Annotated in this window: 23 protein-coding genes; 3 read left to right on the top strand and 20 right to left on the bottom strand. The window is 38.0% G+C overall.

The window, feature by feature from the left end; genetic code table 11:
- Positions 1–108: 108 nt before the first annotated feature.
- From AA0X95_RS07075 to AA0X95_RS07055, 5 genes are all read right to left on the bottom strand, one after another.
- The gene (locus AA0X95_RS07075) at positions 109–1287 is read right to left on the bottom strand and encodes a cytochrome c3 family protein (protein WP_413307123.1); all 1179 of its coding nucleotides are present in this window, start codon (positions 1285–1287) and stop codon (positions 109–111) included.
- Positions 1288–1380: 93 nt separating this feature from the next.
- Positions 1381–2346 carry a 6-bladed beta-propeller gene (locus tag AA0X95_RS07070; protein ID WP_413307121.1) on the bottom strand — a complete coding sequence of 322 codons (966 nt, stop codon included), beginning with the start codon at positions 2344–2346 and terminating at the stop codon, positions 1381–1383.
- Positions 2347–2362: 16 nt separating this feature from the next.
- On the bottom strand, positions 2363–3064 hold the full coding sequence (locus AA0X95_RS07065; protein ID WP_413307119.1) for a tetratricopeptide repeat protein: 702 nt from the start codon (positions 3062–3064) through the stop codon (positions 2363–2365).
- A gap of 99 nt (positions 3065–3163) precedes the next feature.
- Positions 3164–4324, bottom strand: coding sequence for a NapC/NirT family cytochrome c (locus AA0X95_RS07060; RefSeq protein ID WP_413307116.1), 1161 nt, complete (start codon positions 4322–4324; stop codon positions 3164–3166).
- Positions 4325–4478: 154 nt separating this feature from the next.
- Positions 4479–5630 (bottom strand): cytochrome c3 family protein, encoded by a 1152-nt coding sequence (locus tag AA0X95_RS07055; RefSeq protein ID WP_413307113.1) that lies wholly within the window; start codon positions 5628–5630, stop codon positions 4479–4481.
- Positions 5631–6161: 531 nt separating this feature from the next.
- Here AA0X95_RS07055 and secA point away from each other — a divergent pair.
- Entirely contained in the window at positions 6162–8672 is a 2511-nt protein-coding gene (gene secA, locus AA0X95_RS07050) for a preprotein translocase subunit SecA (RefSeq protein ID WP_413307111.1), read from the top strand.
- A gap of 66 nt (positions 8673–8738) precedes the next feature.
- Positions 8739–9707 carry a phosphotransferase gene (locus AA0X95_RS07045; protein ID WP_413307109.1) on the top strand — a complete coding sequence of 323 codons (969 nt, stop codon included), beginning with the start codon at positions 8739–8741 and terminating at the stop codon, positions 9705–9707.
- 64 nt (positions 9708–9771) lie between these two features.
- Here AA0X95_RS07045 and AA0X95_RS07040 read toward each other — a convergent pair whose 3' ends face one another.
- From AA0X95_RS07040 to AA0X95_RS07005, 8 genes are all read right to left on the bottom strand, one after another.
- Positions 9772–11130, bottom strand: coding sequence for a DUF5667 domain-containing protein (locus tag AA0X95_RS07040; protein WP_413307106.1), 1359 nt, complete (start codon positions 11128–11130; stop codon positions 9772–9774).
- Between the two features lie 160 nt (positions 11131–11290).
- The gene (hpf, locus tag AA0X95_RS07035) at positions 11291–11839 is read right to left on the bottom strand and encodes a ribosome hibernation-promoting factor, HPF/YfiA family (protein ID WP_413307104.1); all 549 of its coding nucleotides are present in this window, start codon (positions 11837–11839) and stop codon (positions 11291–11293) included.
- 254 nt (positions 11840–12093) lie between these two features.
- Positions 12094–12810: a ComF family protein gene (locus AA0X95_RS07030; RefSeq protein ID WP_413307102.1), complete on the bottom strand. Its 717-nt coding sequence runs from the start codon at positions 12808–12810 to the stop codon at positions 12094–12096.
- Between the two features lie 29 nt (positions 12811–12839).
- Positions 12840–14327, bottom strand: coding sequence for a DEAD/DEAH box helicase (locus AA0X95_RS07025; protein ID WP_413307099.1), 1488 nt, complete (start codon positions 14325–14327; stop codon positions 12840–12842).
- Positions 14315–15322, bottom strand: a complete 1008-nt coding sequence (locus AA0X95_RS07020) for a nuclease-related domain-containing protein (RefSeq protein ID WP_413307096.1) — start codon at positions 15320–15322, stop codon at positions 14315–14317. Before AA0X95_RS07020 ends, AA0X95_RS07025 begins: the two co-directional genes overlap by 13 nt.
- A gap of 301 nt (positions 15323–15623) precedes the next feature.
- Positions 15624–16463: a DegV family protein gene (locus tag AA0X95_RS07015; protein WP_413307093.1), complete on the bottom strand. Its 840-nt coding sequence runs from the start codon at positions 16461–16463 to the stop codon at positions 15624–15626.
- Between the two features lie 229 nt (positions 16464–16692).
- The gene (locus tag AA0X95_RS07010; protein WP_413307090.1) at positions 16693–17379 is read right to left on the bottom strand and encodes a response regulator; all 687 of its coding nucleotides are present in this window, start codon (positions 17377–17379) and stop codon (positions 16693–16695) included.
- A gap of 59 nt (positions 17380–17438) precedes the next feature.
- The gene (locus tag AA0X95_RS07005) at positions 17439–18581 is read right to left on the bottom strand and encodes a sensor histidine kinase (protein ID WP_413307087.1); all 1143 of its coding nucleotides are present in this window, start codon (positions 18579–18581) and stop codon (positions 17439–17441) included.
- Positions 18582–18840: 259 nt separating this feature from the next.
- Between AA0X95_RS07005 and AA0X95_RS07000 the strand changes: the two genes are divergently transcribed.
- Entirely contained in the window at positions 18841–19479 is a 639-nt protein-coding gene (locus AA0X95_RS07000) for a YigZ family protein (protein ID WP_413307084.1), read from the top strand.
- Between the two features lie 94 nt (positions 19480–19573).
- Here the strand turns inward: AA0X95_RS07000 and AA0X95_RS06995 are convergent, their stop codons facing one another.
- From AA0X95_RS06995 to AA0X95_RS06965, 7 genes are all read right to left on the bottom strand, one after another.
- A complete protein-coding gene (locus AA0X95_RS06995) occupies positions 19574–20638 on the bottom strand; it encodes a glycosyltransferase family 4 protein (protein ID WP_413307081.1) in 1065 nt (354 codons plus the stop codon).
- Between the two features lie 169 nt (positions 20639–20807).
- Entirely contained in the window at positions 20808–21872 is a 1065-nt protein-coding gene (locus AA0X95_RS06990; protein ID WP_413307079.1) for a glycosyltransferase family 4 protein, read from the bottom strand.
- A gap of 375 nt (positions 21873–22247) precedes the next feature.
- Positions 22248–23093 carry a dTDP-4-dehydrorhamnose reductase gene (gene rfbD / locus AA0X95_RS06985; protein WP_413307076.1) on the bottom strand — a complete coding sequence of 282 codons (846 nt, stop codon included), beginning with the start codon at positions 23091–23093 and terminating at the stop codon, positions 22248–22250.
- Positions 23093–24115 carry a dTDP-glucose 4,6-dehydratase gene (gene rfbB / locus AA0X95_RS06980; RefSeq protein WP_413307074.1) on the bottom strand — a complete coding sequence of 341 codons (1023 nt, stop codon included), beginning with the start codon at positions 24113–24115 and terminating at the stop codon, positions 23093–23095. The genes rfbD and rfbB overlap by 1 nt, the downstream gene beginning before the upstream one ends.
- A gap of 10 nt (positions 24116–24125) precedes the next feature.
- Complete coding sequence (rfbC, locus tag AA0X95_RS06975; protein WP_413307071.1) at positions 24126–24686, bottom strand: dTDP-4-dehydrorhamnose 3,5-epimerase; 561 nt, start codon at positions 24684–24686, stop codon at positions 24126–24128.
- 20 nt (positions 24687–24706) lie between these two features.
- Positions 24707–25579 (bottom strand): glucose-1-phosphate thymidylyltransferase RfbA, encoded by an 873-nt coding sequence (gene rfbA, locus AA0X95_RS06970; RefSeq protein ID WP_413307068.1) that lies wholly within the window; start codon positions 25577–25579, stop codon positions 24707–24709.
- Between the two features lie 123 nt (positions 25580–25702).
- Complete coding sequence (locus tag AA0X95_RS06965; RefSeq protein ID WP_413307066.1) at positions 25703–26410, bottom strand: glycosyltransferase family 2 protein; 708 nt, start codon at positions 26408–26410, stop codon at positions 25703–25705.
- Between the last annotated feature and the right edge of the window lie 4 nt (positions 26411–26414).

Raw genomic sequence — 26414 nt, 5'->3', positions numbered from 1 at the left:
TAATTCTCTCTCTTTTTATACGGTAGACAAAGACATTTCTTGTCTGTGATTTAGAACAAGGTAACAATAGAGTATTGCTACCTTGTTCAATTTATAAAATTCCTTTAATTACTGACCTAGAATTTTTGATCTTCCAAGCAATTTTCCAGATCCATCTAAATATTGAGAATCAATAGTTGTTGAAATGCTAGTTCCATGACATGCAAAACATACTGCTCTGTTTGTGAATTTCTTCAATGCTGAGCCTTGAGCACTTACATCTTTCAAGTAATTCTCAGCCTGTGTTTGAGTCCAGCCTTTTCCACCTTCTGAAACTGGTTTCATATAATCGGTTGCTGTTTTACCAAGAGCATCCATCATAGTGGAGGCATCTGTACCATGTGCATAGTGACAGGCAGCACAGTTTCGACCTTGTCTTTCACTGTTAGTAGTATGTGTCCAAGTAACATGTGCAGCAGTAGCTGTGCTAGGTTTTCCAGAAATAGGAGTAGCCCCTTTAGCACCTACATTTCTCTTAGCGAAGTAGTCATCATGACAAGCACCGCAGAATTGTGAGTAGTAAACCGTGCTATATACAGTATTATAAGTAGTTGCATTTACAGGCCCGTTTGATTTAGTAATTTTCACTCCGTTAGGGCCGGTTACATCATTAATAGCTGCAAAATTTGGATCTGGTGTTAAATCAAGCTTAATTGTTTGTGTACCTTTTGGAACCGCTGTTTGCACCCCATTTACTAAAGAAGTAGCAAATGCTGTTGCTCCTGTTGTTGTATTTACCACTTCGGTCAATAATCTGTCATTTGGTGAACCATGAGGATTGTGACAGCTAGAACATTCTAATTCTTCTGTTGATGTATTTTTGAAAGCGCCAGGAGCTGTGCTAACTTTTAGACTCTTACCGACATTGTGCATGGAAACACTCATGTGTGTTGTATCTTCCTTATCAAATACACCTGCTCCACTTGCTACTGTAACGTCATAAAAGCCCATAGTACCATCATGGCATGACATACAGAGCTCGGAGTCTCCTTCTTTCATTAACAACATGTCGTTTTCACCATTGTGCACACTATGACAGTTTGCACAGGAGTTTGTGTTATTTTGGAAATTACCATGGGTTCTTTGTGTTCCTATTGAACCATCGTTGTTGACATCAGCTGAATAAATATTCTTTGCTGGGTGAGTAGAAGTAGGCGTAAAACTATCTTCTGCAAAAGCCACGGCGCTGAACATGCCTAGTAAGATAAGCATCAATGCGGTTGATAAGCCTATTCTTATCTTGCTCATTCTAAAACCTCCCAAATTTCTCTCTTTTTTTCTCTTTATAAAACTTCTAGCAAGTGATACCTTTCCCATCACCTCCTTAAACTAGAGGAAATATTATTGAAAAATGGAAACCCGCTGATTCACTGTATCTGTTACATATACATTGTCACTGTCATCAATAAACAGTCCATTTGGTAGATAGAATTTATCAGTTGAAGTTCCCATTCCTCCTAATTCATATAATTCTTTCCCATTTTTATCAAAGGCATATACAGTATGGGAAAGACTGTTCACCACATAAACATCACCTTTAGAATCAATTCCCACACCTCTAGGGTTTAGGAAGGTAGGAGCTCCTTTTCCGTCTTCCGACCCATTTATACTCCTTAAAAACTTACCTTTTTCATCAAAAACTTCCACTCTATTATTCCCTGAATCTGTAACATAAATATTTTTATCAATATCAACTGTTAAGGCATTAGGAGCTATGAACTTTCCTTCTGCGTCTCCAGGTCCTCCAACTTCCATTAATTTCTTCCCAGAAAGATTAAAAACAAATAATTTGTTTGCTTTTATATCCGTTACATAGAGTTTCTTATTAAAAATACGAAGCCCGCCTGGTGCTTGAAGTACTTTTTCCTGATCATTAAAATATTTTAAAAATTTTCCCTTCGAATCAAAAATGGAAATCTTTCCATTATTCATATCAGCAACATAAATGTTTTGCTCTTCATCTCCATCAATTCCATACGGGAATTGAAATTCTCCTTCTTTATCGCCTGATTTTCCAAATTTAAATGCAAAATCACCAGATTTATTAAAAACTTGTACCTGCTGAGTATTAGCATCTGTTACATAAACATAATCGCCAACTTTTGTAACATCCATTGGTTTTTTTAATGGTTGTTCAAAATCACCATATAGTGCGTTTGTAAATACTTTTGAACCTCCTCCTGATGCTACATTTGTAACAGCGGGTTTTATCTTCGTTTCCAAATGAAGTATAGAAACTACTGCAAAAAAAACAGCGGTGAGTGCTACAATGCTACCCATTAATAAAAAAACTGTTCTCTTTTTCAAGTGTGGTCAACTCCTTCTACTTGTTGTCCTTTAGTTTTGAATCTACTCTTTCCAATCCTTTTGATGCTGGTTTATATAATGGGTCGTAGCTTAAAGCTTCTTTATAAAATTTCTCTGCTTCTTCATACTTTTTCTGATCCTCATACACTCTAGCAATCTCAGTAATAGAGTCTGTATTTGTTGGCATTAACTCAAGAGATTTTTTCAATGATTCAAGTGCTTTATCATACTGTTTTAAATTTCTATAAACCATACCTGACAATAAGTGTGCTTGAAAATTCTTTGGTCCTAATGCTTCTGCTTTTTGAGCCATTCTTCCCGCATCGTCGTATCTCTTCTCTGCATTGTAGACAAGACCTAAGTTAAAATAGGCACCAAAGTTCTTGTTATCAAGATTCGTTGCGACTAACAGCTGCTTAATGGCATTTTCATTATCACCATAAATGAAGTACGAGTAGCCTAGATTCACACGGTGTCCTGGATCATTTGGTTTTTTATCTACTAATCCTTTATAGTAATCAATCTGCTCCAGAATCCTAGCTTCTTCTTGATTTGGCCACACATATTTATCGCTTATAAAATAACCTGCAAATAAACTTACAATTAAAGTAGCAACAATGAGTAATGAGGCCTGCAATTTTGTGAAATTCTTCTTTTTATTCTGAAAATCCGTTCTTTCTGTCGGCTCTAACTTTTGATCTATTGACAGCTCCGGCATAATGATCCACCTCGAATTTAGTTTTTATCTGTATAACCTCTGATAGATTTGTAAGATTGGCATAATTAATTTAATCTATCAGAGGCATAAAATGTTACGCTATTCATCCTTATGACATGATGAACAAGTGCTTTGACTGTGGCATGTATAGCATTTCTCAGAAGGCCCCTTAATTCCATTTAATGGTATAGGGTGTATTGAAAGCTCTGATACTCTTTTATGACTATTTGTATGACAAGAAGAACAAATCACCTTGTTTTTACTAGATAAACCAGCCTTACTTGTATCGTGGCAAGCTTTACATGTATCTAGATTTTTATTTGCAGTTGTTCCATGAGTAGCAAAGAATTTGCTGTTATGGCTCGTTGGTTTTTTAGAATGGCATTCCTGACAGAACGTATTTTTCTTTGCATAAGTTGCAGCAGTAAGCGCACTTTCAGCAGAACTTTTATTTATTAATTCCTGTGAAGCCGTTTTTTCTTGGAAATCCTTTATAGGATTCTCCGACATATACTGGTGACAGCTGTTACATTCCTTAATGTCCTTTTCTGCAAGCTTGCCGTGGTTTCCCTTTAAAAAGTTTGGATCATTATGGGATTCCGGTTTCATGCCTGTTGAGTGGCAAGTCTCACAATCTGTAGAAACATTTCGTGTTTTGTGGCATTGAATACATTCATCCATAGTTGGCTGAGTGAATGATAAATCACTCATCATTTGTTTACCAAGTGTAGAATTCCATTTAGCGTAATCTGTTTTGAAGGTTGCATTTCGATCTGCAACTTTTCCATGAGCTACACCGCTGTGACACTGAACACATTTAATATCATCTTTTAAATGCTTGTTATGCGGGATAATTAAATCCCCCGAAGCTGTAACGATGGTTGTTTTCATATTGTGACATTTTTCACAAGATTCATTCGGAATCTCTTTCGCCATATGAATTGGTGCAGCATATGTGTCTGTAGCCAATTTGTAAACTTCTGATAATCCGTTTAATTTTGCTTTTGCATAACTTACAACCCCGTCTTGTATGTGACATTCTTTACATCCGACTTGGCTATGGGATGATGCCTTCCATGTGTTAAATTCCGGTTTCATGTTGTGGCAGGAGGAACAAAAGGTAGAGCTTGATGTTGCTTCTACGGTTCCATATCCCGCCAACACTAATAACACTACAGCTAATAATGAAAGGGTCAGAATTTTATACAACCGATACCGTGAACGGGCAGGGGCTGGCAGGTTCGTTTTTTGATCTTCCATTTCAATGTCCCTCCAGTTTGGCAACTTTACTAGTCTCTTTTTGTTTGAAATACCCAATACTTAAAGAATAATGAACATTACGCCTCTTTATTTTTTGACCAAAAACTTCTAATTGCCTACAATGACACCTTGTTTTTGGTTTTGGCTCATCTCTTTAGGTACCAGGTTTTGAAGAGGTAGTTGAATGGCAAGATTTACAAAACGTATTATTGTTTGCTTCTTCTTTTGCCGTTGCTAAATTTGGTACATATTTTTTCGTGACATCACTATATTTCAGTAACGTCTTGATGTCTTGCTTAGAAATTTCTCTTGACCATTTAGAATCTTCGTGACAGCTTAAACATTGGTTTAACTGGCTTACTGCTTCAGTGCCATGATTTTTATTAAATTCAGCAGTTAAGTGATTTTTGGGAACACTGATATCTTTACTATGGCAAGTTGAACAGCCAACAGGTATTTTCAGCTTACTTCCATTAGCTTCCGTATTAGACTTGAGAGCTTCTAAAATTACCTTCTGTGTTTCTTCTGGTGAAGTCTTTTCATTTTCTTTTTTTTCTGGTTCCTCAGGATTGACAGGTACGTTATAAGATGGTTCTTCCCAAGGCTTTTCCCCGTTGTTTACCTTGTTATGACAGTCGATACAGGTTCCCATATTTGGTTGCATAAATTTCTTTTCAATTAACTTGTCGGCATTTTGTTTTGTCCATGCATCATGGTTTTTTTCAACGTTCAACTCGCGAGCAGCTATTTGTGCATGAACCACTCCGGAGTGACAAGTAATACAGGGAATACCCTCTTTAATATGCTTTTGATGGTCTACCTTTAATCCATTAGGCCCAGTAACCACCCTGTTCAAAGAATGACATTGTTGGCAGTTACCATTAGAAACTGCTTCTTCTTCAGTTTGAACAATTTGTTTAGGTACGCCCGTTACATGATAATAGACTTCTTTAAGCGACTTGACTTTGTGTGTAAGCATATTAATCGTACCTGGTTTAATATGGCACTGAACGCAAGAAATCTGGTTGTGAGCACTTGCTGTAAAAGTTGAATATTCTGGTGCCATCTCATGGCAGTTAGAACAAAATGACGGCGAATTAGTGAAGGAAAGAACCCCATATCCACCGCCAAAAACAACAATACAACCAACCAGTGAAACAAATAAAAGTTTCCATTTGTTAACTGGATTCTTCCAATCTATCCCTCTAAACTTCTGCCAGAGGCTTCGTATAGGCCCAGCTTTTTTTCTATTTTCTCTCGTTTCGGGATCTGCATCTTTATTTTCCTTTTTCCCCCAAATGGCCACATTACTCACCCTTCCCATCTTGGATTGATTCTCTATTTAATTTCCAGATTAACCTCTCTAAAGGTAGTATCTAACATTGTAAGAGTATATTCCAATGTACAATTTGTGAATATTTCTACACACCTGTGACAGATTTATTAACTCTAAAAAAAACATGAAAACATTGTTATATCAAGCTTTTAGTTATCACTATACAAATAGTAGTAACTTGCATAAATTTAGTATTTATACAAAAATAAGCACTTTTATTCAAATTTTATTAATATCAGTTTGTTCCTGTTTCATATTGAAATAGCTTTTAGATTTATTGCCATGAGATTGTCAAATATGACAAAAATGCGAAACCTTCAAAATAGAAGTTCTGCTCTGAAAGAGATATAATAGTAGAATGACAAAATTTGCTTCCACTCTAACAATGTTGTCACTCTATAGTGGAAGTGGTAAGATGAAAAAGGAAATTATCGAATATTTTTGAAAGAATTATTTTTAAAAAAACGTATTAGTCTCGATAAAAAGGAGCGTTCATCTGATATGGGGATTTTAAATAAAGTGTTTGATCTGAACAAGCGTGAACTGAAGCGATTAGACAAGCTTGCCGTGAAAATTGATGCACTCGCTGCAGAAACGGAAAGGCTGACTGACGATCAACTTCGTGAAAAAACAGAGGAATTCAAAGCACGGTATCAAAAGGGCGAAACACTTGATGATTTATTAGTAGAAGCTTTTGCCATTGTTCGTGAAGGCGCCCGACGTGTTCTAGGTCTATATCCGTACCATGTGCAGCTAATGGGGGGTATTTCTCTCCATGAAGGTAACATATCGGAGATGAAGACAGGGGAAGGTAAAACCTTAACGGCTACCATGCCTGTTTATTTAAATGCTCTTTCTGGTAAAGGCGTACACGTTGTAACTGTCAACGAATACCTAGCAAGCCGTGACGCGACAGAAATGGGTCAGCTGTATCAATTCCTAGGCCTAACAGTTGGCTTGAATCTGAACAGTATGGATAAGGAAGAAAAGCAGGCAGCATACGCTGCTGACATTACCTATGGGACAAACAATGAATTTGGTTTCGACTACCTGCGTGACAATATGGTCCTTTATAAGGAACAAAAGGTGCAACGTCCACTTTTTTATGCCGTTATTGACGAAACAGACTCTATTTTAATCGATGAAGCTCGTACACCATTGATCATTTCAGGATCAGCACAAAAATCAGCTGTCCTTTATATTCAAGCCAATGGTTTCGTCCGTATGCTAACGAAGGATATTGACTATACGTACGATGAAAAAACAAAGGGCGTAATGCTGACAGAAGAAGGAATCAGTAAAGCGGAAAAAGCTTTCGGCATTGAGAACCTTTTCGATATGGCACACGTAACGCTGAACCATCATATTAACCAAGCGTTAAAAGCAAATGTCAGCATGCATCTTGATATTGATTATGTAGTACAGGACGGAGAAATTGTGATCGTTGACCAGTTTACTGGTCGTTTAATGAAGGGCCGCCGCTATAGCGAGGGCTTGCATCAGGCGATTGAAGCAAAAGAAGGACTTGAAGTTCAGAATGAAAGCATGACCATGGCTACCATTACATTCCAGAACTATTTCCGTATGTATGAAAAATTAGCCGGTATGACAGGAACAGCAAAAACAGAAGAAGAAGAATTCCGTAACATCTATAATATGAATGTTATTGTTATTCCTACGAATAAACCGATAGCTCGTGACGACCGTCCAGATTTAATTTATAAATCAATGGAAGGCAAATTCCGTGCAGTGGTTGAAGATATTGCTGAACGTCATCAAAAGGGACAGCCCGTCTTAGTCGGTACAGTTGCCATTGAAACATCAGAGTTGATCTCTAGATACTTATTGAAAAAGGGTATCCGTCACAATGTCTTGAACGCGAAAAACCATGAGCGTGAAGCAGAAATTATTGCAGAAGCAGGCCATAAAGGATCTGTTACAATCGCTACCAACATGGCCGGACGTGGTACGGACATTAAGCTTGGCGAAGGAGTCATTGATTTAGGCGGTCTTGCTGTTATCGGTACGGAGCGTCATGAAAGTCGACGCATTGATAACCAGCTTCGTGGACGTTCCGGACGTCAAGGAGACCCTGGTGTTACCCAGTTCTACTTATCAATGGAAGACGAGCTGATGCGCCGCTTCGGTTCTGATAATATGAAAGCAATGATGGAACGTCTTGGTATGGATGATACCCAGCCAATTCAAAGTAAAATGGTATCCCGTGCGGTGGAATCGGCTCAAAAACGTGTTGAGGGCAACAACTTTGATGCCCGTAAACAGCTTCTACAATATGACGATGTTCTTCGTCAGCAACGTGAAATCATCTACAGCCAGCGCGATGAAGTATTAGAATCGGAAGATCTTCGTGAAATTGTGCAGAAAATGATTCTAAACTCTATTCAACGTAATGTAGATGTTCACGCCTCCCGTCATGAAGACGAGGAAGAATGGGATCTTAAAGCCATTGTTGAGTATGTCCATGCGACCCTTTTACATGAAGGTGACATCACTCTTGATGATTTGAAAGGTAAAGATCCAGAAGAAATGGTCGACGCCATTTTTGCTAAAGTCAAGGAGCGCTACGATGAAAAAGAGCAAATCCTTTCTCCTGAGCAAATGCGTGAATTTGAAAAGGTTATTACATTAAGAGCTGTTGATTCTAAGTGGATTGATCACATTGATGCAATGGATCAGCTTCGTCAAGGTATTCACTTACGTGCATATGGTCAAATTGATCCGCTTCGTGAATACCAACATGAAGGCTTTGCGATGTTTGAAGCAATGATTCAATCGATTGAAGATGAAGCGGCTATGTACATCATGAAGGCTGAAATTCGTAACAACCTTGAGCGCCAAGAGGTGGCAAAAGGTCAAGCGGTAAATCCGAAGGAAGACGGCGAACCCGTTAAGAAAAAGCCAAAAGTAAACCAAATGGATATCGGACGCAATGATCCATGTATCTGCGGAAGTGGTAAGAAATATAAAAACTGCTGCGGATCAGCGAAGTAATAATGATGGAGGGACCGGCGAAAATTCGTCGGTTCTTTTTAAATATCTGAAATGCCGGAGGTAAAAATGAATAATAGAATCAAAGTCACTCACTCCCTTCTCTCAGCTCAATCAGTAAGAGAACTTCTAGAGGGCTATCATTTTGAAACAGAGATTATATCCTGTGAATTCCTTACCAGAGGATTAAATGATTCATATGTCATTACCACTCAAAACGCAAAGTATATCTTTAGAGTCTATCGCCATAATTGGCGAAGCGAATCAGATATACTGTTTGAATTGGATGCTCTTAATTGGCTGAAAGTACAAGGACTCCTCGTTTCTGCTCCTCTTAAATCAAAAGATGGAATTTTTGCCGTTGGCATTCTAGCCCCTGAAGGAAAAAGATACGGGGTCTTATTTACTTATTCCCCTGGTGACAGACCAGAAATCAACGAGGAAAACTGTCGCATCCTCGGAAGATCATTAGCTGAACTTCACCATAAGAGCAGTTCATTAGTTTCCTCTCAAGAGAGAAGTTTTGATTTGGACATCAATCATTTGTTAGCAGAGCCTGTTTCTATCCTTTTACCTTTATTCATAAGATACTTAGATTCCAACCAAATACATACCTTTAATGAAATTGTTACGAACTTAGAAGATACGATAAGAGAAAGTACGCTGGAATACGGATTTTGCCATGGTGATTTTCACAACTTTAACATGCACTTAAATAACCAACAGCTGGAGGTATTTGATTTTGACTGCTGTGGTTTTGGCTACCGTGCCTATGATATAGCCGTCTTTTGGTGGAATTTAAAAAATAATTACCGTACTGTTGAGAAAACTTGTTGGGATGCATTTTTGAATGGGTATTTAAGTCAGCGGAACATGTCCGAAGAAGACATCCGGAGTCTACCTCATTTTATATCGGTACGGAGAATTTGGTTGCTAGGAACCATGTTGAAAAATGAGGATGTTTGGGGAAGGAACTGGATAAACTCAACTAACTTTAGTCATTTTCTTAAGGATCTTGAGCAGGATAGGGAGTTATAGAAAAGTTAGCTTACCTGTTAAAAATCAAACAGGTGCGCCAATGAGGCTGCACCTGTTTGTAATATTAATGGTTACCTTTGCCGTGATGTTCGTTGTCGTCACCTTTTTCATGGTGATCTTCTTCATGCTTTTTCTCTTCAGATTTTTTAGCTTCTTCTCTTTGCTTTTCTTGAGCTTTTTTAGCTTCTTCTCTTTGCTTCTCTTGAGCTTTTTTAGCTTCTTCTCTTTGCTTCTCTTGAGCCTTTTTAGCTTCTTCTCTTTGCTTCTCTTGAGCCTTTTTAGCTTCTTCTCTTTGCTTTTCTTGAGCCTTTTTAGCTTCTTCTCTTTGCTTTTCTTCTGCTTTTTTAGCCGCTGCTTGTTGCTTTTCTACATCTTTTCTTGCTACTTCTGTGTTTTCATTCTCTTGTTCAGTTGTGGTTGTTTCTTGATCAGTTATAGTTGTTTCTTGTTCCACTTCTGTTGATGTTTCTTCAGTAGTAGATTCATCTGTTGCCACTTCATCATCAGAAGATTCGTCACCATTCACTTGATCTTCAAGCTTTTTCATCTTCTTAGCAAACTTAGCATCTTTCTTTTCAAGCTTAGCTGCCTTTTTCTCTAACTTAGCAAAAGATTTTTGAATGTTTTTCATTAGGGATTTTTGAGCTTTAGGATTTTCAACATGTTCAAGAGCCATTAATAAAGCATCAATGTTATGAGCAAGTTTACTTTTTACTTTGACCCCAGTATCATCTGTTGCTTCTGTTTCATCAGTAGCTTCTGTTTCATTAGTAGCTTCTGTTTCATTAGTAGCTTCTGCTTGATCTGAAACTTCACCTACAGTATCACTTACAGTATCTTCCCCAGTTGTTGCTTCTTCAGAAACTTTGTCGTTCGCTTGTTCTTGTGTAGCAATCGCTTCTTTTAGTAGCTCTGCTGCTTCATCTGTTTTACCTTCAGCAAATAATGCATTTGCTTCTGCAATACGCTCAGCCGCAAAATTAGCTAAAAGCTGTGCTTCTTTATAATCGTCAAAAGTGAAGGCAAGGCGAACCTTTTCAGCCATTAATTTTACAAAGTAAAAGAAATCTCCAGGAATTAATGAAGGAGCATCTTCTTCATCTTGATCTGCTACTTCTGTGCCTTCTGTTGCCGCTTCATCTGATTGTTCAGTTGATTCTTCCTCAGTAGATGCGTTTGTATCGTCAGTAGTAGTTTCTGTTTCAACAGCATCTGTTGCTGTTGTATCTTCCGTTGCATTTTCGTCAGTTATTGCCCCAGTATCAACAGTTGTATTTTCAACTGATTCAGTTACCGTACCTGTTTCATTTGTTGTTTCAGTTCCATCACCATTTGCAAATGCTGAACCTGTACCAAAAGAGAAAATAATTGTTGAAGCGAGCATACCACTTGTTACTAAATGTGCTACCTTTTTAGATTTCATGTCGAAAAATTGCCCCTTATTTATTTGATACTAGAGGGTTCGTCTAGTACTACCATTTTTATGGTGGTGCATTGAAAAAGATTTTTTTACAAAAATTCTCAAAGTCTTTCAAATGAAAAAACGCTGCCTCCAACAAGTGGAGACAGCGTTCTATTTATCATTAATGTGCTTCAATTAATCCATATCGACCGTCTTTACGCTTGTAAACAACGTTTGTACGGTTAGTATCTGAATTTGTGAATACATAGAAGCTATGACCTAGTAAATTCATTTGAAGGATCGCTTCTTCACTATCCATTGGTTTTAAATCAAAACGTTTTGTACGAACTAATTCAAGATCATCTTCGTCTAAATCAGTTACTTCTGTGTTTTCAGCGGTTGCAAAAGTAATTGGGAATTCCCCTTTTTCACGGAATTTACGATTAACCTTTGTTTTATGCTTGCGAATTTGACGCTCAAGCTTATCGGTAATCAAGTCAATTGCTGCATACATATCAACGTTTGTTTCTTCTGCACGTAAAACTAATTGTTGCAGTGGAATGGTTACCTCTACTTTAGATGTTTTATCTTGATTGAATCTTAGATTCACGTTTACCTTTGCATCTGGTGCCTCTGTAAAATAACGCTCCAATTTAGCAATTTTCTTTTCTACATACTCTCTAATTGCTGGAGTTACCTCAATGTTTTCGCCACGTACGTTATAGTTCATGTGGACTCCTCCTTTAGTTAAGGCTATGTATTAACATTTCTATTTTACCCTATGATAATCCTGCTAAATCAGAACAATAATTTTGTCGAATTATTGACAAAAACAACAAGCAAATAGTGACAATGATTCAAATCTGATTTGACTTAGTTGGTATTATTTTCTAAAATGAATGGTTATTCATTTTTATTATATTATTACACAGTAGAATTTGCTACCCATATGCTTAGTGGAAAGGTTTAAGTATACAACTTTATTTACCTTGCCAGAGTTAATGATTGAATACTTTCAGCCCCTGCATCGTTTAGAAGCTTGGCTGCATGTCGGAGGGTAGATCCTGTTGTATATACATCATCAATTAAGACAACTCTTTTTCCTGCTAGATCTGTATTTGGTGCAATTCTAAATACTTGAGGAACATGAATACGTTCCGACCTTGATTTTTTCGATTGTTTTTCAGAGTGAACTCTAGTAAGTAGTTCCTGTGGTGCAAAGCCAGATTCAACTATTAAAGCTGTTGCCTGATTAAAGCCACGTTCATAAAGCCGCTCTTCACTTAATGGAATAGGTACCAGAACATCTACATCCATTTTCGAAAGTTCCTTTTGAATAAACTCAACAAATATTCTAGCTAGCACATAATCTCCGCGAAATTTAAACTGGGCAATGATTTCTTTTAAAAACTCATTATAGTGAAATAGGGAATGATTTTTTTCGAGAAGACTTTTCCACTCGGATTCTTCTTCCCAGCGGAAACAATCATAACACAAATCGCCAATCTGAAATTTCTCCTCTACCAGTTCAAAGGGACGGTCGCAGATACGGCAGGTTTCCCCCTCCAGTTTTTCAAGTTTTCCTTCACATGTGGAGCAAACATACTTTTCTTTTTCCACTGAGAAGATAGCTCTCCATCCTATAATTGGCATAATCACCGAATGACAAATGAGACAATAGTCAGATTGGAATGGATACATGCTTTACTTCCTTTCTTTTGTATACCCCTTTATGGATCAAGTAAACCTCTTTTCTTCCCCTCACGATTCATAGAGACAATTTGCTTCCTTGCCTTTAACATTTCCTCGGTCTTGCCGTAATGAAAAAATGTGACTACTCCATCAGGATTTTCCTTGCTCCTTCCTGCTCTTCCGGCAATTTGGACAAGAGCACTTTCTGTAAAAATAGGGTCCTCTGCCCCAACAACGGCCACATCGATATTCGGGAAAGTGACTCCCCTCTCTAAGATTGTTGTCGTTAAGAGTAAGGGAATTTGTTTATCTCGCATGCGTTGAACCTTTACCTTTCTCTCAGGGTCTTCTGCATGCACTGCCTCAATTTCGGGATTCATTTGCTGAAGGATTTTTAATGCTTTTTCCATTAAAGGGATATGAGGAAAAAATAATAACACCTGTTTGCCCACAAGAAGACGTTTCTCCATCCAGCGAAGTACAATGGCAGGAAGCTTGTCCTTTTTGAGTAGTTTTTGCCAATTGCCACTCCAGACAAATTCTGGAACAGGAAGTGGATGACGATGAAATCTCGCTGGGATGGTAGTAAAATTCCTTTTCCCAGTACGACATTCTCTTTGCCATTTTTCATTTGGGGTTGCAGTTAAGTAAATCATGGCTGAAGCAGGTTTTCGTGACTGGATGGCAGCATACTGGAGGGATTCCTCCACTGTGTAGGGAAACGCGTCGACCTCATCTAAAATAATGGCATCAAAAGCGTGGTAAAAGCGAAGCAGTTGATGTATCGTCGCAATGGTAAGAGGAGCGAATAAATGGCGGTCTTCACTTCCCCCATACAAGGAGGCAATAGTCAGTTCAGGAAAGGCTGCCTTTAATCTGGGTGTGAGTTCCAATACAACATCTGTCCTAGGTGTAGCAATACAGATTCTTTTTAGAGCCCTGATTGCTGCCTCTATTCCCGCAAATAGTAATTCTGTTTTGCCCGCTCCACAAACGGCCCAAATCAAGTGCTCCTGATTTTGCAGAATGGCCTCTACCACATGATTCGAAGCAGTCATTTGCCCTGGTGAGAGCCTTCCGTTCCAGGCCATGATGTTTTTAGGAAGCGGTATGACGGGATCAGGGCCACACCAGCCGATGAGAGGTGTACACTCGCTAATTCTCCCCATCATTAGACAGTGACGGCAATAATGACACTGTTCTCCACATCTCGAGCATGGATAGGATGCAAATTTTTGCTGGTCTTTATTTCCGCACCGAGAACAGATGAGCTTATTTCCATTTTTGGTGATACCCTTCCTGTAAGATATATAGCCATTTTGATAATGTGTTTGAATTTCAGTGAGTTGTACTGGTAGATCCTCAAAGAGAAGTTGTTTACCACATAGTAACTTCTGAAGGTCGGGATTATAGGCGAATAGTGGATTAGTCGGCGGTTGTGGGATCATGGGAATTTTTGAGATGGTAAGGGATTCAGTGTGAGTGAGGTCTGGGAGTAATTGTCCATCCTTTACTATAAAACGCATAGGGTCACCTCTTTTGGACGGAGGTGATAGAGACGATCTCTCGTTTTTCCTGTCACTTGCAATTTTAATCTTTTAAGAATTTTTTGAGCGGTATCACTTGTAGGTAGATGAAGAAAGATTCGAAGTTCTGAGTTAGTAATGGTCTTCTTAATTAAGTAATAGTAATCACTAAGTGCGTCTTTGTGGGCATCTTTCGAGGTTTGGAGGCATTTCGAACAAACCCACCTTCCTTTTTTATACTCCATAGGTGTATGATGGCATTTTTCATTAGGACAACATACTCCGTTAAGGACGTCTTTTCCTGTAAGCTGGTATTCTTCTAAAATTTTTATTTCCTTTGGACTATGACCGCTTAGGAGTAATTTTCCTATTTGGTTAAGTGTCTCCATATCAATCAATTCCTTCTTGAATCGTTGCTCCAGTGCGTAAATTTTATTAAACAAGTCTCTACCTTTACAAATTTTATTTAAATCCGTTTTATCGTTGGAGGTTGTTTTTAGAATGGTATTGTTCGCACTCTTGAAAAAAACAAGGTAATCAATCGGAAGCAAATCGCAACTATTTGACTTCATCCAGCCTTTTAAAAGGGTTTGAAGGCGTTGACCTTGGACACGCGGATCCTCAAAGGACTCTTCGCTGCCATCATTGTTGATTCGAATAAGCTGTTTGAAGACATTATCAAACTGTAGAATCCCAATAATATTCTTTGCTTCAATAATTAGGATATGAGTACGGGAAATTAGTAATGAATCAATCTGGAAGTGAACACCATTGTGTTTTAATTGGAGATCATAAAAGATGAAGTATTTTTCTTGAGGGAGTTCTTTGAGGTAATTAGATAGGGCAACTTCTCCCCAGTATCCTGCCCATCGTTTAGCTAGGTCTTTTTCTAAAATTGAATGTTTGCTGTGACCTTTTATTAACCGTTTCTTTACTATGCTTGTCAATATAAGTCTCAGTGGTAAAGGAAGTTCTTTTAAAACCAATTTTTTCATCACTCCTTTTCTTTTTTGATAAATTTCTACAAATGCTGGAAGAATTCCTTCTTTATTGTCGAAAGTTTTATATTTTTCTTTGAACTAGTTGGCTTGGTCGAGGGGATTCCGCGCGTTTATGTTTGGATTCCGCCAACTTGCTGTATTATTCCGCCAGTTTTCCGTTAGATTCCGCCAACTCATGGCGTATTTCCGCCAACCTTCCCAATAATTCCGCCAAACCACTTTTTATATTACCTTTTTATAAAAAAATAAAAACCATTCCGGCCCTAAAGCCGGAATGGCAGCATATTGAAGATGTTTATTTTTTCATCCAGCCCATTCCCATGGACCCTTCTCCTAGATGGGTACCGATGACTGCACCAAAATAACCAATAGAAAAATCTACGTTTGGATACTGGGCGGCTAATTCTGTCCGCCACTCCTTCGCTTCTTCCTCTCGATTCGCGTGGATAATAACAGCTTGATAATTCCCACCTTGTAACGCATCTTCGCCTAGCAGGTCCACCATGCGTTTCAGTGCTTTCTTGCGGGTTCGGATTTTCTCAAACGGAACAATCACCTTGTTTTCAAAATGTAGCAGAGGCTTTACCTGCAGCAGACTTCCGATAAATGCCTGTGCACTTGAGAGACGCCCACCTCTCTGAAGATGCGAGAGGTCATCGACCATAAAGTAGGCACGAGCCGATTTTTTCATTTCTTCGAGTCTTTTCATAATGGCCGCAGCATCTCTACCACGTGATGCCCACTCTGCAGCTTCAATAGCATAAAAACCTTGTACCATGCAACTAATTTCCGAATCGAATGGATATACCTCAATGCCCTCAACCATCGTACTCGCAGTTACAGCCCCTTGATATGTACCGCTTATTCCACTTGATAGATGAATGCTTATAACCGCATCGTACTCCTTGGCTAGTTGTTCGAACAATGCAACAAACTGACCAATTGGTGGTTGGGAGGTAGTTGGCAGCTCTTTTGTCTTTACTTCTTCGTAAAATTCGCCTGCATGAATATCGACCTCTTCCCGGTAAACTTCATCACCGAAGATGACATTTAACGGGATCATATGTATATTAAATTTCTCACGTAATTCCTTTGGTATGTAGGCGGTGCTATCCGTGACAACTGCCGTTTTCATAAATTAATTACCATCCTTGTCTGTTTAAACTGGCCGGTATTTTTGCACACAAAAATTCCAACCCTGCCTGATGCCGCTCTTCTTGAATTACAATAATGAGCGATTATTCATTTCTTACATAATGTCTATTTTATATGAAAGTCTCAGAAAATGCATTATATAAAAAGGCGCTATATAACAAAAATAGGGCATGCTTTCAAAGCATACCCCTACTTACTATCAAACTAAATTATCTTACTTCTACCCAACCATTTTTAATAGCAACGACTACTGCTTGAGTACGGTCGTTAACGTTCATTTTTTGCAAAATGTTACTAACATGGTTCTTAACTGTCTTTTCACTGATAAATAAGGCTTCACCGATTCCACGGTTACTTTTACCATCCGCTAGCATTTGTAACACTTCACACTCTCTGCGAGTTAGCAGATGCAATGGACGGCGAATTTCGTGTGTTGGTACGTAGCCACCGCCACTACCAGAAACACCCGCTGCCAATCTACGGTATTCATTGACTAGATTGTGAGTAACCTTTGGATGTAAGTATGAACCACCATCAGCCACGACTCGAACTGCTTCAATCAAAGCGTCCGCGTCCATTTCTTTTAATAAGTAGCCACATGCTCCTGTTTTCAAAGCATGTGTGACATAATTCTCATCATCATGAATCGATAAAATAATAACCTTTGTATCAGGATATTTTTCTACTAGCTCACGGGTTGCTTCCACCCCGTTCATTTGGGGCATATTAATATCCATAATGACAACATTAGGCTCGTATTCTTGTACAAGACCTAATGCTTCACTGCCATCATCACCCTCTGCTACAACCTGGAATGATTTTTCAAATTCAAGTATTCTTTTAACGCCTTCTCTGAATAGTTGGTGATCATCGATAATGACAATTTTAGTAGACATTCTCATTTCCCCCTAATCCTTCTCAGTATTAATATTTTTCAGTCAACGAATGTTCTTTATTAATTAGTCAACGGAACTCGAATCCAAACTGCCGTCCCTTTGCCTATCTTTGAGTCAAAGGTAATATCCCCATCAAGCAGGTCAACACGCTCTCTCATACCAATCATTCCAAAAGACTCAGGTTTCTTAACAGAGGTATCAAAGCCCACTCCATTGTCCTTAATGAGAACGGTGATATCATTGGTGGTTATTTCTAGTTTCACCTTGATTTCACAGGCATTCGCGTGCTTGAGCGCATTTTGAACGGATTCTTGAATCATTCGAAACAACGCGACTTCGTACTTAGTTGGAAGCCTGCGCTCTAGGCCCAAATTCACAAATGATATTTTGGAATTCTTATGATATTCTTCGATTGTTTGTAGATACTTTCTGAGGGTAGGTACCAAACCTAAATCATCCAGTGCCATTGGACGTAGGTCATAAATAATCCTTCTCACCTCATATAGTGCAGAACGCACCATTTTTTTGAAGCTATTGACTTCAGAGAAAGCTTCATCTGGGCCTCTTTCTCGAAAGACACGCTCAATTAAATCCGAGCGCATGATAACATTGGCAAGCATCTGTGCTGGGCCATCATGTATCTCCCGCGACAATCGCTTTCGCTCTTCCTCTTGTGCCTCAATAATTTTCAAACCGAAGTCTTGCTTGGCTTTAGCATCTTCCAATACTTCACCGACTTGTTTTAAATCACTCGTTAAATAATTCATAACAACAGAAATTTGTGAAATAAGCTGATCAGCTCGATCAATTGTATCATTTAAGCCAATGAGTCTACGTTCAAGATCATCTCTTTTATCAAGCAGCTGTTTTTTATACTGCCAGTTAATCGATAAATCCATTTGTAACTGATGTGCCTTTTCGTAGGCTTCACGTACCTCTTCCTCAGTATAATGTTTAAAATTCATACTTACTTCTGATAAAGTTAAACGCGCCTCTTTGACCTGCTCTTCCAGCTGGTCTCCCTCTTCAATGAGCTTAACCATCATTTGCTTAATATTAGCTAGTTCATTTGTCATACCCTCATAGTCATGACGGCATTTCTCACCAATTCGAAAAATATCACTTTTACTACAGGTGACGGTTTCAATCATTTCTTCACGAATTTCATCAATCGATTTCATATCAATTTGCTTAATTTTCATCACATTCCTCCGGGGATCTTTTTCCCTTTAGGCCTTACATTTTATTTAACACTTGTGGAATACTAATAACCTCATTATGAGTTTGAAAGTAGTATAATATTAATATTATTACTGCTTTATTCCTATTAAACTATACTTTAATAAAATAGAAAAGCATTACACCCACTAGGCCTATTATAACATTCGAACTTTACTACCATATTAAAGGTATATTACAGCAATATTTTATATTTTTTTCTTTTAACGAAAGGAGCCTTACATGCTGTCGCGATATTATACTGTAAAAACATTAGGAGAACATGAAATCAACATTCAAAAGTCCCGTTTTATTGCACATATTAACAGGGCTGAAACAGAGTTGGAAGCACAGGATTTCATTCAGGCAATTAAGAAACAACATTGGAATGCTACACATAACTGTTCTGCCTATCTCATTGGTGAACATGATCACATTCAAAAAGCGAATGATGATGGTGAGCCAAGTGGAACTGCTGGCGTACCTATTCTTGAAGTTTTGAAAAAAAGAAAGCTAAAAGACACCGTTGTTGTCATCACCCGCTATTTTGGTGGTATTAAATTAGGTGCAGGTGGCCTAATCCGCGCTTATGGCAAGGCGACATCTGAAGGTCTAGATGCGGCAGGTATAGTCGAAAGAAGACTTTCACAGATTATTCATGTGAAAATTGACTATACGTGGCTTGGAAAAATTGAAAAGGAATTGCGTGCCTCTGAATACACAATTAAAGAGATTCACTATTTAGATGTGGTCGAGGTTGAAACGTTCGTAGATGAAAGTCAGGTCCAAGTCTTCATGGATTGGATGGTAGAACTAACGAACGGCCAATGCAAATTGACCAAAGGTGATACGATATATCTAGAAGAAGATTTCAAAAAGTAAAACAGGGATGTCTTACTGAGGATTATAGTGGGTCTTTAGAAAGAAGGCAATTGGGAAAAAAATGAAAGGGGCTCAAATTTTGAGTCCCTTTTTCCTACGAACGGTCTTTAGCAGTGCTCGTTAATAATGTTTGAACCATATTTAATAACGGGCGGTAGTCTTTTCCCATTAGCCCAATTTTCTCCGCGATTATCTCAATAATTAGAATGACAATTCCAATTAAGACAAGAGCCCCACCGATTCTCGCCTGTGAGAATATGAAGGCGACAAGTCCGAAAAATGCGGACATTGTATAGATGAGTAACACTGTTTGGCGGTGAGAGTAGCCTAGCCTGAGCATGCAATGATGGAGGTGTGATTTATCTGGTGCAGATAAGGGCTGTTTGTTGATGATTCTCCTGATAATCGCAAAAAAGGTATCTGATATGGGTACACCAAGAATGATGACTGGAATAACAAAGGTAATAAAGGTTACATTTTTAAAGCCCAAAAGTGAAAGGACCGAAATAATAAACCCTAAGAAAAGCGCTCCTGTATCCCCCATAAAGATACTTGCAGGGTGAAAATTGTAAATTAAAAATCCGAGTGTACTTGCTAGAACAATTGAACCGAGAGCTGCTACAAATAAATTCCCTTGAATTAGGGCTAACCCGGAAATAGTGATTAATGCAATGGAGGAAACACCAGCTGCTAACCCATCAAGCCCATCAATTAAATTAATGGCGTTTGTAATGCCAACAATCCAAAAAATGGTGAAAGGAATGCTTAAAAAACCAAATTGTAGTTGTCCGCCGAACGGCAGGTTAATAAACACTACTTGCAAGTTCCCAACAAAAACAACTACACATGCTGCAGCTAACTGACCGAGAAGTTTATACTTAGCAGGAAGCTCGAATATGTCATCACAAAAGCCAGTTATGATAATTATTCCACACCCAAGCAAAATAGCAATTGAATTCGGGCTATCCGGCTTTAAAAAGAAAACACCTACAATAAAACTAATAAAAATGGCTAAGCCACCAAGTCTTGGCATAATGGACTGATGCACTTTACGCAGATTAGGCTTGTCTGTTGCGCCAATGACAAAGGCGAATCTTTTTATTAGTGGAGTAATAAGAATGGAAAGGACAAAACATATAATCAAGGTAAGAAAAAGCATTCAACATCCTCCTTGTTAGTCATTTTGTCCATTATTATCAAAACAAAAACAAAGAAGAAATAGTAAAAACCGGAAAATCATGAAAACATAATATCAATATTACTACCGAAGTTAATGTTTCATAATAAAAAAAGAGGCTATCCCCATTTATGAGACAACCTCTTGTAAATTAATATCGATCCCTTGTATTTATAGGTTTAAGACCCTTCATAAAGTTTAGAAGTGGCTTATAATCATCACGGATTAGTCCTATCTTTTCTACTATAACCTCAATAACGATTAGTAATACTAAAATCATTATTAGAGATCCCCAAACGGTTGCTTGTGAGAAAATGAACGCAGCAAGACCAAACACGGATGCCATTGCGTAAATTAACAACACAGTTTGTCGATGGGAAAAACCAGTTCTTAGTAAACAGTGATGTAAGTGTGATTTGTCTGGTGCAGACAATGGCTTTTTGTTTACGAGACGACGAATAATCGCAAAAAACGTATCGGAAATTGGAACACCAAGTATAATAACAGGGATAACCAACGAAATGAAGGTTACATTTTTATATCCAAGTAATGATAAAACCCCAATGATATAACCTAGAAATAACGCTCCCGTATCACCCATAAAGATTTTTGCTGGATGAAAGTTATAAAATAGGAATCCAATAGTACTTGCAGCTACTATTAAGGCCATAACTGTAACGTATACATTTCCCATAACCACAGCCATACCAGCAATTGATATAAGGGCTATAGAGGAGACGCCACCAGCAAGACCGTCTAATCCATCAATTAAATTAATAGCATTTGTAATCCCGATAATCCAAATCATTGTTAAGGGAATACTTAAATATCCAAAGTCAATAATACCGCCAAATGGAAGATTAATGAATTCAACCTGCAGACCACCATATATAACAACCACTGCTGATGCAGCAATTTGACCAGCTAATTTAATTTTGGGTGAAATTTCTTTTACATCATCTAGCATTCCTGTCAAAATGATAATGATGCCCCCGATCACAATTGGCAAATGGTTTTCATCAGTAGGTTGAAAGATTAATATACCAATAATAAAACTTAAAAATATAGATAGGCCGCCTAGTCTTGGCATAATACGAGAATGTACTTTTCTATGGTTTGGTTTATCAGTTGCGCCAATTTTAAATGCTAGTTTTTTCACCAGAGGGGTGAGTAGTATTGACGAGAAAAAACAGATTAATAGAGTTAGATAGAACATACAGCCCTCCATATTTACGGTCTCTTTATTTTAAGGTGTTATATTTTAAGACTATAAAATCTATATTATTTTTTTACGAAAAACTTATATCCTAATGGATTATAGCATAGACAGTTCTAGAAATAAACAACCACTTTGCTCCATTTACATTATGCTATATTGCAAACAAAGTTAAATACAACTGTATAATTAGCATAAAGGAGGTTCTAAAAAGGACAAATTTCCAATAATACCGCCAATTAATGTCGATTTGCGCTTCCTATTCTTTAGACGTTTTATCCTAAAAAAAGTTTCGTTTATGAAAAATAAATTAATAAAAAATCATCTTTTTTTATCCAGAATAAGAAAAAAAGAACAGATAAAAAATACCTGTTCTCATTTATTTGTTTCATTTAAATAGGCAGATAGTGCTTCTTTCCAATTTCTAAGAGGAGTTAACCCATTCTCAACAATTTTTTTCTTACTTAATACAGAATATTGCGGGCGCTTCGCTGGGCGTGGAAATTGGTCACTTGTTAATGGTTTTACAGTAACATTCAAACCAGCTTGTTTAAAGATTTCAACAGCAAACTCGTACCATGAACAAACTCCAGTGTTTGTAGCATGATAAATACCATATTTGTCTGTCTCCATTAACTCAACCATAAACCTTGCTAAATCTACTGTATAAGTAGGGGAGCCAACCTGATCATGCACAACTCCTACCTCGTCACGTTCTTCCCCAAGGCGGAGCATGGTCTTAACGAAATTATTACCATGCGCTCCAAATACCCAGGCAGTACGAACAATAAAGTACTCTTTTAAGTGTTTCTGAAGCAGTTCTTCTCCGGCTAATTTCGTTCTTCCATATGCGCCTAATGGTTTTGTTTGCTCATCAACTTCATAAGGCTCTGTAGCAGTACCATCGAAAACATAGTCTGTGCTAACATAGAGCATTTTTGCACCAACACGCTGAGAAGCTCTCGCAAGATACGCAGCACCTGACGCGTTGATTTGATAAGCAATTTCTTCATTTTCTTCCGCGGCATCCACATTGGTATAGGCTGCACAGTGTATAATAATGTCAGGTTTAACTTCGCTAATAAAACTAAATACATCTGCTTCATTGGTTATGTCCAATTTTTGACGATCTGTACCAATAGCTTCGTGATTCCTACGAGCCAATTCCAAGACAACATCTTGTCCTAATTGACCAGCAGCACCTGTAACGACTACCCTCATTATTCTACACCTAATCTGTCGCCATATTGGGATTTAACATACTCTTGGTATTCACCGGAGATGATATTTTCCCACCACTCCTGATTATTTAGGTACCAATTAATCGTTTGCTCAATACCTGTGTCGAAATTATATTTTGGTGACCAACCTAGCTCCGTACGAAGTTTTGTTGCATCAATGGCATAACGACGATCGTGACCAGGACGGTCTTTGACAAACTTCATTAAGGATTCCGGTTTGTTAAGATGCTTAAGAATCGTCTTAACGATTTCAATATTTGTACGCTCGTTATTTCCACCTACATTATATACTTCACCATTTCGCCCCTTATGTAAAACAAGGTCAATCGCTTGACAATGGTCTTCTACATGAAGCCAGTCACGAACATTTAGTCCATCACCATAAATCGGAAGTTCTTTATCATTCAACGCATTAATAATCATTAATGGGATCAACTTCTCTGGGAAATGGAATGGTCCATAATTGTTTGAACAACGTGTAATGTTTACTGGCAAGCCAAATGTTTCATGGTATGCACGGACAAGTAAGTCTGCACCAGCTTTACTTGCACTGTATGGGCTGTTAGCTGCTAAAGGAGTTTCTTCTGTAAAGTAGCCCGTTTCTCCTAAAGTACCATATACTTCATCCGTTGATACTTGAAGGTATTTTGTTACACCAAAAGTTTTTGCTGCATCCAATAGAGCAAGGGTACCTTGGATGTTTGTTTGTACAAAGATACCAGGGTCTGTAATACTTCGGTCAACGTGAGATTCAGCAGCAAAGTTTAATACATAATCAAACTTTTCCTCTTTAAATAAGCCTTGAATAAAATCACGATCTGCGATATCACCTCGAACAAACTTATAGTTAGGTGCATTCTCAATGTCCTTCAAGTTTTCAAGGTTTCCAGCATACGTCAATAAATCAAGGTTAACGATTTGATAATTTGGATATTTATTTACCATATAGCGGACAAAGTTACTACCAATAAACCCGGCACCGCCTGTTACTAATAACTTCATATTATGCCTCCTATTTCTCGTACACAAAATTTAAATGGGTTGCTTCACTTAATGTTGGATGTTTTGTATCTTTATCAGATAGGATTGGATTTGTAGTTGGCCAATCAATACCTAAAGCTGGGTCGTTCCAAAGGATTCCACCATCATTCTCTGGTGAATAATATTCATCAACTTTATATGCAACAGTAGTGTCAGGCACCAATGTACAAAAACCGTGGGCAAAACCTTTAGGAACTAAGAGCTGGCGTTTGTTATGCTCACTTAAGATCACACCCACCCATTGTCCGTAGGTTGGCGAGCCTTTTCGAATATCAACAGCCACATCATAAATAGCACCAGTTACACAACGAACAAGCTTTGTTTGCGCCTTCGGATTGAGTTGAAAATGTAAACCACGAATGGTTCCGACAGGTGCAGACAATGATTGATTATCTTGAATAAAATCATAATGTAAACCTAATGACTCAAACAAATCTTTATTGTAGCTCTCCATAAAATATCCACGGTGATCACCAAATACTTTTGGCTCTAAAATCTTTACACCTGATAGCTTGGTTTCAATTACGTTCATGTTTTTACCTCACTTATCGATTACTTTCCTTGTTGGGCGATTTTTATTAAGTATTGACCATATTGATTTTTCTTTAATGGTTCCGCTAGTTCAATCAATTTCTCTTTAGTTATATACCCCATTTTAAAGGCAATCTCTTCAAGGCAAGCAATTTTTAATGACTGTCTCTTTTCTACCGTTTCAATAAACTGAGAAGCTTCTAAAAGTGACGCATGTGTACCGGTATCTAGCCATGCATATCCGCGTCCAAGTAGTTCAACTCTAAGCTCACCCATATCAAGGTACGCCTTGTTAATGTCGGTTATTTCTAATTCTCCCCTTGGTGATGGCTGAATACTTTTTGCAATATTGACGACACGATTATCATAAAAGTACAAACCAGTTACAGCATAATTAGATTTTGGTGCCTTTGGTTTTTCTTCAATGGAAACGGCTCTTCCGTTTTCATCAAACTCGACCACGCCGAAACGTTCTGGATCATTTACATAATAACCAAATACTGTAGCACCAGTTTCGCGTGCTGCTGCCTTTCTTAGAAGATCGGTTAACCCATGTCCATAGAAAATATTATCTCCAAGTACTAAAGCAACGCTATCATCACCAATAAACTCGTCACCTAAAATAAATGCCTGTGCTAACCCACCTGGATGTGGTTGGATTTTATATGTAAAGTTCATTCCTAAATCAGACCCATTGCCTAGGATTTGCTCAAAACGAGCTGTATCCTCTGGTGTGGAAATAATTAAAATATCCTTAATACCTGCTAGCATTAATACGGATAATGGGTAATAAATCATTGGTTTATCATAAACAGGCAATAACTGCTTTGATACCACCTTTGTTAATGGATAAAGTCTTGTTCCGCTTCCACCTGCTAGAATAATCCCTTTCACTACAGCCAACTCCTCTTTTTATAATTTTCAACAAAATTCGTCACAATCTTCCTTCACCATTATAAAGAACCTTGTCCCAAAAGGACAAACAAGAACTAAATTGTAACAAAAACGTAATTAAGACTACTTCTTGTAGGTAATGATTGCAGAAATAGTTCGAAGACGACCTTTTAGCTGAGCTGTTAAGGAACGCTTTTTCATCCCCGTGACATTTCCTCCATGACGGACATATTTCATTAAAGGGTAATTGATAAAGACTATTTTCTTCGTTCTCATCATACAAACTAGGGCTATCCATTGATCATGCATTTCAATCTGCTTTGGGAAAGGTATTATCGCATGAACTATCTCCTTTTTAAAAGCCATGAATGCTCCCGTATAGGCGTTTTTTAAAATATTCCCAAAAATACCCTGATTTATGTTGTTATGGTTATAATCATTCCAAGATGGATTAATAACTTCAAGGTCTACATTGACAACTGTTGCATCATGGACAACAAGGTCTGCTTTTTCTTCCCTGAATGCCTTTAAAACCATTTCCACCTTGTTATCTTCCCACAAATCATCCTGGTCACATAAGAAAAGGATATCTCCTGTTGCAAAAGATATCGCCTTTTCGAAGCTTTTAATTGCACCCATATTTTTTTCATTTACATGTACCGAAACCCTTTGTCCATACATTTCTTTTAGAAGTTGAACTGTGTCATCTTTTGAACGATCATCAACAATAATAATTTCATCTTCCGGTCCAAGCTGTTTCAACACTGTGTCAAGCTGCCGAACAACAAATTGAGCCCCATTGTATGTTGCCATACAAACAGAAATCTTCATTAAA

The sequence above is a fragment of the Neobacillus phoenicis genome, assembly GCF_047302305.1.
GTDB lineage: Bacteria > Bacillota > Bacilli > Bacillales > Cytobacillaceae > Neobacillus.
Note: the sequence above shows the minus strand (reverse complement) of the source record. Positions and strands in the feature narration are given on the sequence as shown.

What these genes read in the sequence shown, in the direction of transcription:
- AA0X95_RS07045 (WP_413307109.1), top strand. Translation starts at nt 8,739, where the DNA reads ATGAATAATAGAATCAAAGTCACTCACTCCCTTCTCTCAGCTCAATCA.
- rfbD (WP_413307076.1), bottom strand. Translation starts at nt 23,093, where the DNA reads ATGAGGGTAGTCGTTACAGGTGCTGCTGGTCAATTAGGACAAGATGTT.
- AA0X95_RS07000 (WP_413307084.1), top strand. Translation starts at nt 18,841, where the DNA reads ATGCTGTCGCGATATTATACTGTAAAAACATTAGGAGAACATGAAATC.
- AA0X95_RS07065 (WP_413307119.1), bottom strand. Translation starts at nt 3,064, where the DNA reads ATGCCGGAGCTGTCAATAGATCAAAAGTTAGAGCCGACAGAAAGAACG.
- rfbC (WP_413307071.1), bottom strand. Translation starts at nt 24,686, where the DNA reads ATGAACGTAATTGAAACCAAGCTATCAGGTGTAAAGATTTTAGAGCCA.
- AA0X95_RS07020 (WP_413307096.1), bottom strand. Translation starts at nt 15,322, where the DNA reads ATGAAAAAATTGGTTTTAAAAGAACTTCCTTTACCACTGAGACTTATA.
- AA0X95_RS06995 (WP_413307081.1), bottom strand. Translation starts at nt 20,638, where the DNA reads ATGCTTTTTCTTACCTTGATTATATGTTTTGTCCTTTCCATTCTTATT.
- rfbB (WP_413307074.1), bottom strand. Translation starts at nt 24,115, where the DNA reads ATGAAGTTATTAGTAACAGGCGGTGCCGGGTTTATTGGTAGTAACTTT.
- hpf (WP_413307104.1), bottom strand. Translation starts at nt 11,839, where the DNA reads ATGAACTATAACGTACGTGGCGAAAACATTGAGGTAACTCCAGCAATT.
- AA0X95_RS07075 (WP_413307123.1), bottom strand. Translation starts at nt 1,287, where the DNA reads ATGAGCAAGATAAGAATAGGCTTATCAACCGCATTGATGCTTATCTTA.
- AA0X95_RS07060 (WP_413307116.1), bottom strand. Translation starts at nt 4,324, where the DNA reads ATGGAAGATCAAAAAACGAACCTGCCAGCCCCTGCCCGTTCACGGTAT.
- AA0X95_RS07040 (WP_413307106.1), bottom strand. Translation starts at nt 11,130, where the DNA reads ATGAAATCTAAAAAGGTAGCACATTTAGTAACAAGTGGTATGCTCGCT.
- AA0X95_RS07025 (WP_413307099.1), bottom strand. Translation starts at nt 14,327, where the DNA reads ATGCGTTTTATAGTAAAGGATGGACAATTACTCCCAGACCTCACTCAC.
- secA (WP_413307111.1), top strand. Translation starts at nt 6,162, where the DNA reads ATGGGGATTTTAAATAAAGTGTTTGATCTGAACAAGCGTGAACTGAAG.
- AA0X95_RS07030 (WP_413307102.1), bottom strand. Translation starts at nt 12,810, where the DNA reads ATGTATCCATTCCAATCTGACTATTGTCTCATTTGTCATTCGGTGATT.
- AA0X95_RS07005 (WP_413307087.1), bottom strand. Translation starts at nt 18,581, where the DNA reads ATGAAAATTAAGCAAATTGATATGAAATCGATTGATGAAATTCGTGAA.
- AA0X95_RS07015 (WP_413307093.1), bottom strand. Translation starts at nt 16,463, where the DNA reads ATGAAAACGGCAGTTGTCACGGATAGCACCGCCTACATACCAAAGGAA.
- AA0X95_RS06990 (WP_413307079.1), bottom strand. Translation starts at nt 21,872, where the DNA reads ATGTTCTATCTAACTCTATTAATCTGTTTTTTCTCGTCAATACTACTC.
- AA0X95_RS06965 (WP_413307066.1), bottom strand. Translation starts at nt 26,410, where the DNA reads ATGAAGATTTCTGTTTGTATGGCAACATACAATGGGGCTCAATTTGTT.
- AA0X95_RS07010 (WP_413307090.1), bottom strand. Translation starts at nt 17,379, where the DNA reads ATGTCTACTAAAATTGTCATTATCGATGATCACCAACTATTCAGAGAA.